The sequence below is a fragment of the Paenibacillus plantiphilus genome (genome assembly GCF_927798095.1).
Lineage (GTDB): Bacteria > Bacillota > Bacilli > Paenibacillales > Paenibacillaceae > Paenibacillus_Z > Paenibacillus_Z plantiphilus.
This window is the reverse complement of record NZ_CAKMMF010000011.1, coordinates 110,984-119,025: the sequence shown is the minus strand read 5'-3', so window position 1 is coordinate 119,025 and position 8,042 is coordinate 110,984. Positions and strand designations below refer to the sequence as shown.

Genomic DNA, 8,042 nt, shown 5'->3' with positions numbered 1-8,042 from the left:
TTGACCCTCCCTAGCAGCCTCACAACGATCGGAGTTGATGCTTTCAGGAACAATCCACTGTCCTCGCTGACGATTCCAGTCGGCGTGACGACGATTGAAGAAGGGGCGTTTCTAGACAACAATCTGACGAACTTGACCCTCCCCAATAGTCTCACGACGATCGGACCGCACGCTTTCAAGGGCAATCAACTGTCCTCGCTAACGATTCCGGATAGTGTGACGACGATCGGGCTAGGGGCGTTTCAAGCGAACCAACTGACTAGTTTGACCCTCCCTAGCAGCCTCACAACGATCGGAGTTGATGCTTTCAGGAACAATCCACTGTCCTCGCTGACGATTCCAGTCGGCGTGACGACGATTGAAGAAGGGGCGTTTCTAGACAACACTCTGACGAGCTTGACCCTCCCCAATAGTCTCACGACGATCGGACCGTACGCTTTCAAGGGCAATCCACTGTCCTCGCTAACGATTCCGGATGGTGTGACGACGATCGGGCTAGCCGCGTTTCAAGCGAACCAACTGACTAATTTGACCCTCCCTAGCAGCCTCATAACGATCGGATCTCAAGCTTTCAAGGGCAATCAACTGGAATCGCTGGTGATTCCGGATAGTCTGACGACAATTGGACTAGCGGCGTTTCAATCCAACAATCTGATGAGCTTGACCCTCCCCAATAGTCTCACGACGATCGGGATTGATGCTTTCAGGGACAATCAACTAACCGCTCTGACGATTCCAGTCGGCGTGACGACGATTGAACAAGGGGCGTTTCAATCCAACAATCTGACTAGTTTGACCCTCCCCAGTAGTCTCACGACGATCGGTGTTGATGCTTTCAAGATCAATCAACTGGAATTGCTGGTGATTCCGGAAAGTGTGACGACAATTGAACCAGCGGCGTTTGTTAACAATCCTCAACTTTCGGATGTTTTGGTCCTTAATCCGGCTGTTACATTTAATGGTAACAATATCTTTAATGGCGGCTCATCCAGCTTAACACTATATAGTGAAGATTCATCAACTTCACAGACTTTCGCATCGACGAACGGTCTCCATTTCCAACAAATCACGGCAGAGCTCGCAGACCTGGAACTTAGCATACCCGGGTTGACATTCAATCCGGTGGAACGCACCTTCAACCTGACGACAAATGCGAATGCCGTCATCGTGACTCCAACTCCTGTTGTCCCGTTCTCGGAAGTGCAAGTCAATCATGCGCTGGTGCCGTACGGGTCGGACTCCCCATCCATCGGACTTGCCGAAGGAACGGTGACAATTACCTTGGATGTGGAAGCTCCAGACAACTCTACAGAACAATATACAGTAGTATTTAAGGTTGATCATACTAGCCCATCTATTGATTTGACAGCTAACCCGACAACACCGACGAAGGGGAATGTTACCGTAACAGTCGGCACGGATGGTACGGGCAGCGCCATTGACAGCGTGAAATGGGCTGCAGGCAGCCAAGTTGCCGCGTTCTTCGCAACGGGAGGACAGGTGCTCACAGGTGGCTCATTCGACGCAACTGCTAACGGAATGTATACCGTTTATGCGCGAGACGAGGCAGGCAACGAAGCGGTTGAGACAATCGATGTGACGAACATTGATCGCGTCGGACCCACGATTAACCTGACAGCTAATCCGATAACACCGACGAATGGGAATGTCACTGTAACCGTGGCTACCTATGCAAGTAGTGGGATCAGCGAGTTGAAATGGGCAGCGGGCAATGATGGAACGACGTTCTTCACAACTGGTGGGGAAGCCATTGCAGGAAATGAATTTACGGTAACAGCGAATGGTACTTATACCGTCTATGCAAGAGATAATGCCGGCAATGAAGCGGTCGAAACGATCGCAATCAGCAACATTGACCGCAACGTGCCCACGATCGATTTGACAGGGAGTCCGACAAGTTCAACGAATGGGATTGTCACTGTAACCGTGGCTACCTATGCCGATAGTGGAATCAGCGTGTTGAAATGGGCAGCAGGTAATGAAGGAACAGTGTTCTTCACGACTGGCGGGGAAGCAATTGTCGGTAATGAATTTACCGTAACTTCGAATGGTACTTACACCGTCTATGCAAGGGACAATGCCGGCAATGAAGCGGTTGAGACGATCACAATCAGCAACATTGACCGCAACGTGCCCACGATTGATTTGACAGCGAGTCCAACAATTTCAACGAATGGGAATGTCACAGTGACTGTAGACGCAGCTGATGCAGGCAGTGGAATCAACGAGTTGAAACGGGCAGCAGGCAATGAGGGAACGGCGTTCTTCACAACTGGTGGGGAAGCCATTGTAGGAAATGAATTTACGGTAACAGCGAATGGCACTTATACCGTCTATGCAAGAGATAATGCCGGCAACGAAGCGGTCGAAACGATCGCAATCAGCAACATTGCACGAAGTACATCTTCAGGCAACTCTACACCGCCGGACTCGCCTGAAGATTCCGATCCTCGTACAATCATATCGATTGGTCCTGGCGTCATCATTATAGAGGTGGCTCCACGAGATATCAAGGAGTTGCCGAAGGACAACGGCGGGGTTAAAGAAGTTGTGAATCTGCCTGATGTTGTGTGGGATGAAATTCCCAAGCTACTGGATGATGATCGTCCTGTGATACGAGTCGTCATTGATGACCATCTGCCCGATGCAGAATTGCATCTACCAGGTAAACGGCTGGCAGAATTGTGGGCTATTAATCCGAATGTCGAGTTCGACATGCAACTGAACGGATCCAGTTTTCAATTGAAAGTAAACGTACTGGATTTAGAACAACTGGCCACACGATTAGGTATTGCTGTTGACGAATTGAATGTGATTATTAAAATTTCAGCCTTAACTGGCGAGACTAAGGAAGATTTCATACTAGCTGCGGACGAGCAAGGGATGACATTGCTCAGCCAAGTGATTGAATTTCAATTGTTTGTATCAGGTGGCGATGAATGGTTTGAGATAACCGATTTTGGCGGCACGTATATGACCAAGTCGATCGTGCTGGACGAACAATTCGCCAATCGAAATTACATGGCCGTCCTATACGACCCAGATGATCGAACATTTACGTATGTACCAGCGGCTATGGCTCGCCAAAGCAATGGTCAACAAGATGCAGTCATACAGATGCCGCATAATAGTATCTATGCGGTAGTGGAAACGGATCGGATCGAATTCGCTGACATGCAAGGACATTGGGCGGAGTCCGAGGTTGAGAAACTAGGATCCAAACGAATTGTCAGAGGGATAACGATCAATGACTATGCACCGAATCGCAACATTACTCGTGCTGAATTTGCATCATTACTGGTGCGTGCACTGGGGATTAAGACTGATCGTACTGGTGCGGGAGATGTATTCAAGGATGTAGCTATCACTTCTTGGTATTCCACCGAAGTTGAAGCAGCCTTCAGGGCTGGATTAGTGAATGGGATCAGTTCAACACATTTTGCACCGGAGGCACAGATTACGCGGGAGCAAATCGCATTAATGCTCATGAATGCGCATGCACTCGTGAAAGAGGAATTCAATTCTATCGAGCAGATCCCAAATTCGCTCACTTCGTTTACTGATGCTTCGGAAGTGTCAGCTTGGGCTCGGGCTGCGATGTCGGAAGCTGTCGCTAGTAAACTCATTCAAGGTATGAGTACAGACCTGCTAGCGCCGGCTGAATCGGCAACACGTGCACAAGCAGCTGTCATGCTGCACCGATTAATGGTTATGATCGAATTCTTGGATTGACAATGGCGTTGTGGCAGATGGAACCCCAATACCTTATGCTCCGGCATACAGAACCTACACTTGAATAATTTCATGCTCACCATCTGCCCATGGGCGGCATGATGTGATGTATTCCATGAATTCTTCTTCGATGTAGATCGAGGAGGAGCGACCGCGATTCAGCGGTAGAATTCATCGCCGATGGAGCACAAAACGCTCCAGACGGTAATCTAGGCTGTGAAGTCATATGGGGCATGGGTTTCTCTTCGGAGAAACTCGGATTGATCATATCGAAATAAAAATAGGCTTCTCACGAGTTCAATTCGAACTTTGTGAGAAGCCTATTTATTATTTTTGCGCAGACCGTCATCTATGTTGGGTGTATTTTCCTTTGATTGGTGTGTATTATCTGCTATTGTCGATGTAAGTGTCGTGTTGCTGTACGTCACAATATGATCGATCTCACTCTGATCATCTATCGCGACTCTAATATCGCCACACGCTAATAACAAACGTAACATGCTTATTTTCATAAAGTCCCCTGACACGGGAAAGTATTCCAAAACGAAATGTAATAAAAACTTTAAGTTCGCGCATGAAGCAAAATCTTAAAGGTTCCTTTACATTTCATAACTAGTCCGATCTTCCATGCTAAAATAGGAATCAAATTACAATAGCCTGTCGATTTGAGAAGAAGGAAGGTGATGATAGATAGTTACACACAAAATTATGATCGTGGATGACGATCCCCATATATGTGAAATCGTTCAGGCGTATTGTGAGCGGGAGGGCTTCATCTCCACCTACAGTCATAGCGGGACAGAAGCCATGAAGCTGCTTGCATCGTTCGAGCCGGATTTGATTGTACTGGATGTATTGCTGGCTAATGAAAACGGCATTGATTGGTGCAGGAACGCACGCAGCTACACGAATGCGCCGATCGTGTTTCTGAGCAGCCGTGAGGAAGACGAGGTGAAAATCAGCGCGTTATCCTATGGCGGCGACGATTATGTGACCAAGCCGTTCAGTCCGAGTGTACTCATGGCCAAGATTAAGGCTCATCTTCGCAGAGTGTCGACGGGCAGAAGGGAACAACTGCTGGAGTTACCGGGTTTGACGCTGGATTTCTACGCACAGTCCGTCAATATGGGTAGTGAACCCATCTTTTTATCGAAAAAAGAGTTCAGTCTACTGTCCTATATGGCACAAAACGTTAATCGTGTCGTTAGTAGTGATGCGTTGTTTCAGCTCATCTGGGGAATGGAGAGTCTGGAGGATACAAGAACAGTCGCTGTACACATCAGTAATTTACGCAAAAAAATCGAGGCTGACCCAGTCAATTCTGAGAGAATCATTACGATTCGGGGGGCCGGATATATGCTGGTTGCCAGAAGTGCGTTGCAAGAGCGAACTTAAAGTTTTCTTTAAGTTTCACAAGTAGGCTAATCCACCATGGTAAAATAGAATTTCTGTGGTATTTAGTATCACTTTTTCGTCAGGTGCTACGAATGCAACAGCATTCACTTTTAGGGATCCCTATTTTGAAACAGCGGTGTGGAATGGTGTCGAAAGTAGTCGCAACTTGTGCAGTCTTGCTTTAGTTGTGAACGCCCAATCGTAATGGAGGAGAAGCAGTTGAGACAGATCAGAAGCATCCTATTATCCATTTTAGTTGTTTGCCTGGCTTTCACGGCCGGAGTACCTGTCAGTGAAGCGGCTGGCAGGGGAAAGATAGGCTTCGTCAGCGACATAACGGGAAGCCCCGGAGATACGATCACGGTCAAACTTTATGTAGACATGAACACGGTGAGTGAAGCGTGGGAAGCCAATCCTTCTGTAGACCTTGACGGGTTTGGCACCACTTTTTCCTTCGTAAGCTGGGGAGAAAATTGGGTTCAAGACGGCAATCAGGAACGCTATTTCCGCGATTTGAACTTAAAAATAGAGGAAGATGCCGTGCAGGGCGTATACCCCATCACCATAAACCGGGAAAACACGGTGTATCAGTTGAATGGCATCGATGCGACGAGCTATGATACGTTCGACAAAACGATCACGGTTCTCGGATATACGGTAGCGCCCATTGCCAACCAGATGTTGAGCCCGCTGATCGAAGGGTATGATTCCGGTTCTCAGGAAACGATACCGATTGATACGATACGCACTGGCAGCGGCAATCTTGCCAATTTGCAAGCGCAGCTCAGCGGCACGGACGCGAACGATTTCGTTTTGACGCAGCCGCAGCCGGATATGTTGAATACCGTAGGGGCAGCCGCTTCCTTCACCGTCAAAGCAAAGGATGGCCTTACGCCGGGCACGTATACGGCGACGGTCACCGTATCAGCCGACAGGATGGCGGCGGGAGCAACATTTACGGTGACGCAGGCCGTGTACCAGCATCTGTCGATTACCAGTCATCCGCAGAACAAACTCGCCAAAGAAGGCGACGGCGCAAGCTTCGGCGTGACGGCGACAGGCGGGAGCCTTACCTATCAATGGCAGGAGGATACGGGGGAAGGCTTCACGAACATGGCGGGTCAGAACGGAGCGACGTTGAATCTGTCGGCGGTAACCGGCGATATGTCGGGACGCCAGTATCGCGTCGTGGTCGCTACCGGCGACGGGCAAACCGACACGTCGAACGCTGCGCAGCTCACTGTGAAGAACGTGCCGGGTACGCCCGAGCTTCTTGGAGCTTCGGAATCCGACAGCAAAGTTACGTTGACCTGGACGCCGTCAAGCGGCGCGAATGTTTACAAAGTATACAAAAGCGAGACGGCAGGCAACTATAACGGGGCGGAAGAACGCACAGTAGCGGCAAACGTATACGAGTACGAGTGGTCGGGATTGACGAACGGCGCGACGTATTACTTCAAGGTGAAAGCCGAGAACGACGTCGGAGACAACGAGTCGAACGAGAAGAGCGCAACGCCGCAGGTTGCAGCGCCTGGAGTACCGGTACTGGGGCCTGCTACACCGGGAGATGTCCGAATAAGCCTAACGTGGGATCCGGTGATCGGTTCCACGGGGTACAAAATATTCAAAAGCACGACCTCTGGCGCTTATGGATCAGAGGAAGTTTCGGTAACCGATTCGGTATACGGCTATGATGTAACAGGATTAACGAACGGCACAACGTACTATTTTGTCATCAAAGCGACGAACCCGGGAGGAGACAGTACTGCGTCCAATGAAGTGAGCGCAACGCCGCGAACGGTTCCATCGGCTCCAACGGGCGTAACCGCGGTAGCTGGCAATGGACAAGCAACGGTCAGCTTCACTGCCCCGGCGAATGGCGGAAGCGACATTACTTACTACAAGGTTACGGCTATGCCGGGAACTATAACCGTAACAGGGACGGAGAGCCCGATCACGGTAACAGGACTATCCAACGGAGTAACGTATACGTTTACGGTGGAAGCTGTCAATAGCGCGGGCAGCAGCGTGGCTTCCGACGTCTCTAATTCCGTAACGCCGAGAAAGCCGTCCAGCAGCAGTGATACATCGACGCCATCTTCAACGGATACGACACCTAAAACGACACCTGATCCGGCACCGACGCCTGCTACTCCACAGCCCACGGTTGATGTATTTAACAGCAGCATTGTTAATGAAGCCAATTTAGTAAAGACGATTGAATCCAAAGTAGCGGAAGCGAAGGAAGCAAACGCTACAATTGATTTTGCTGACACGCAAGGGCACTGGGCTGAAAAGACGATCGATGTTTTCATCAAATTGCAACTGATTAATGGCTACGAAGATGGTACGGCTAGGCCGAACAGTCCTATCACACGCGCTGAGTTTGCAGCGATTCTGAATCGCGCGTTCAATATCCAAGGTGGCAGCAATACGAGTATTGTATTGAAGGACATTGGTGACAGCTGGGCGAAAGAAGCGATTGAGAACCTTGTAGCTGCAGGGGTAATCAATGGCTACGCGGACGGTATGTTCAAGCCGGATCAAACGATAACACGTGAAGAAATGGTTGTCATGCTGTCCCGCATTGTAAACCTTAACGACTTGGTGAAGGACCGGGCAAAAGGCAATTTCAAAGATCTGAATGGTTCTTATGCAGCTAGCGAGATCAAAGCAGTAGCGCAGGCAGGTATCGTTAGCGGTAAAGGGGATGGAAGATTCGATCCCAAGAGCAATGCCACACGTGCAGAAGCGTTGCAGATCATCTTGAATGTGCTGGAGCTTAACCCACAGTTGAAGACGTTGTTGGATTCGCTTGCGTAAGTAGCGGTGATCATCCAGAGACTTCTTCAGCAGTCTAAGTTAATCTAACATATTACATCAGCCACTTTCCT

The 8,042-nt window shown here is 49.3% G+C and carries 3 protein-coding genes; all 3 read left to right on the top strand.

The window, feature by feature from the left end:
- On the top strand, positions 1 to 3,753 hold a 3,753-nt coding region (locus tag L6H65_RS11640; RefSeq protein WP_236342296.1), incomplete at its 5' end, for a leucine-rich repeat protein.
- A 708-nt stretch (positions 3,754 to 4,461) separates the two neighbouring features.
- Positions 4,462 to 5,148 (top strand): response regulator transcription factor, encoded by a 687-nt coding sequence (locus L6H65_RS11635; RefSeq protein ID WP_236342294.1) that lies wholly within the window; start codon positions 4,462 to 4,464, stop codon positions 5,146 to 5,148.
- Positions 5,149 to 5,367: 219 nt separating this feature from the next.
- Entirely contained in the window at positions 5,368 to 7,971 is a 2,604-nt protein-coding gene (locus tag L6H65_RS11630) for an S-layer homology domain-containing protein (RefSeq protein WP_236342287.1), read from the top strand.
- Positions 7,972 to 8,042 lie beyond the last annotated feature (71 nt).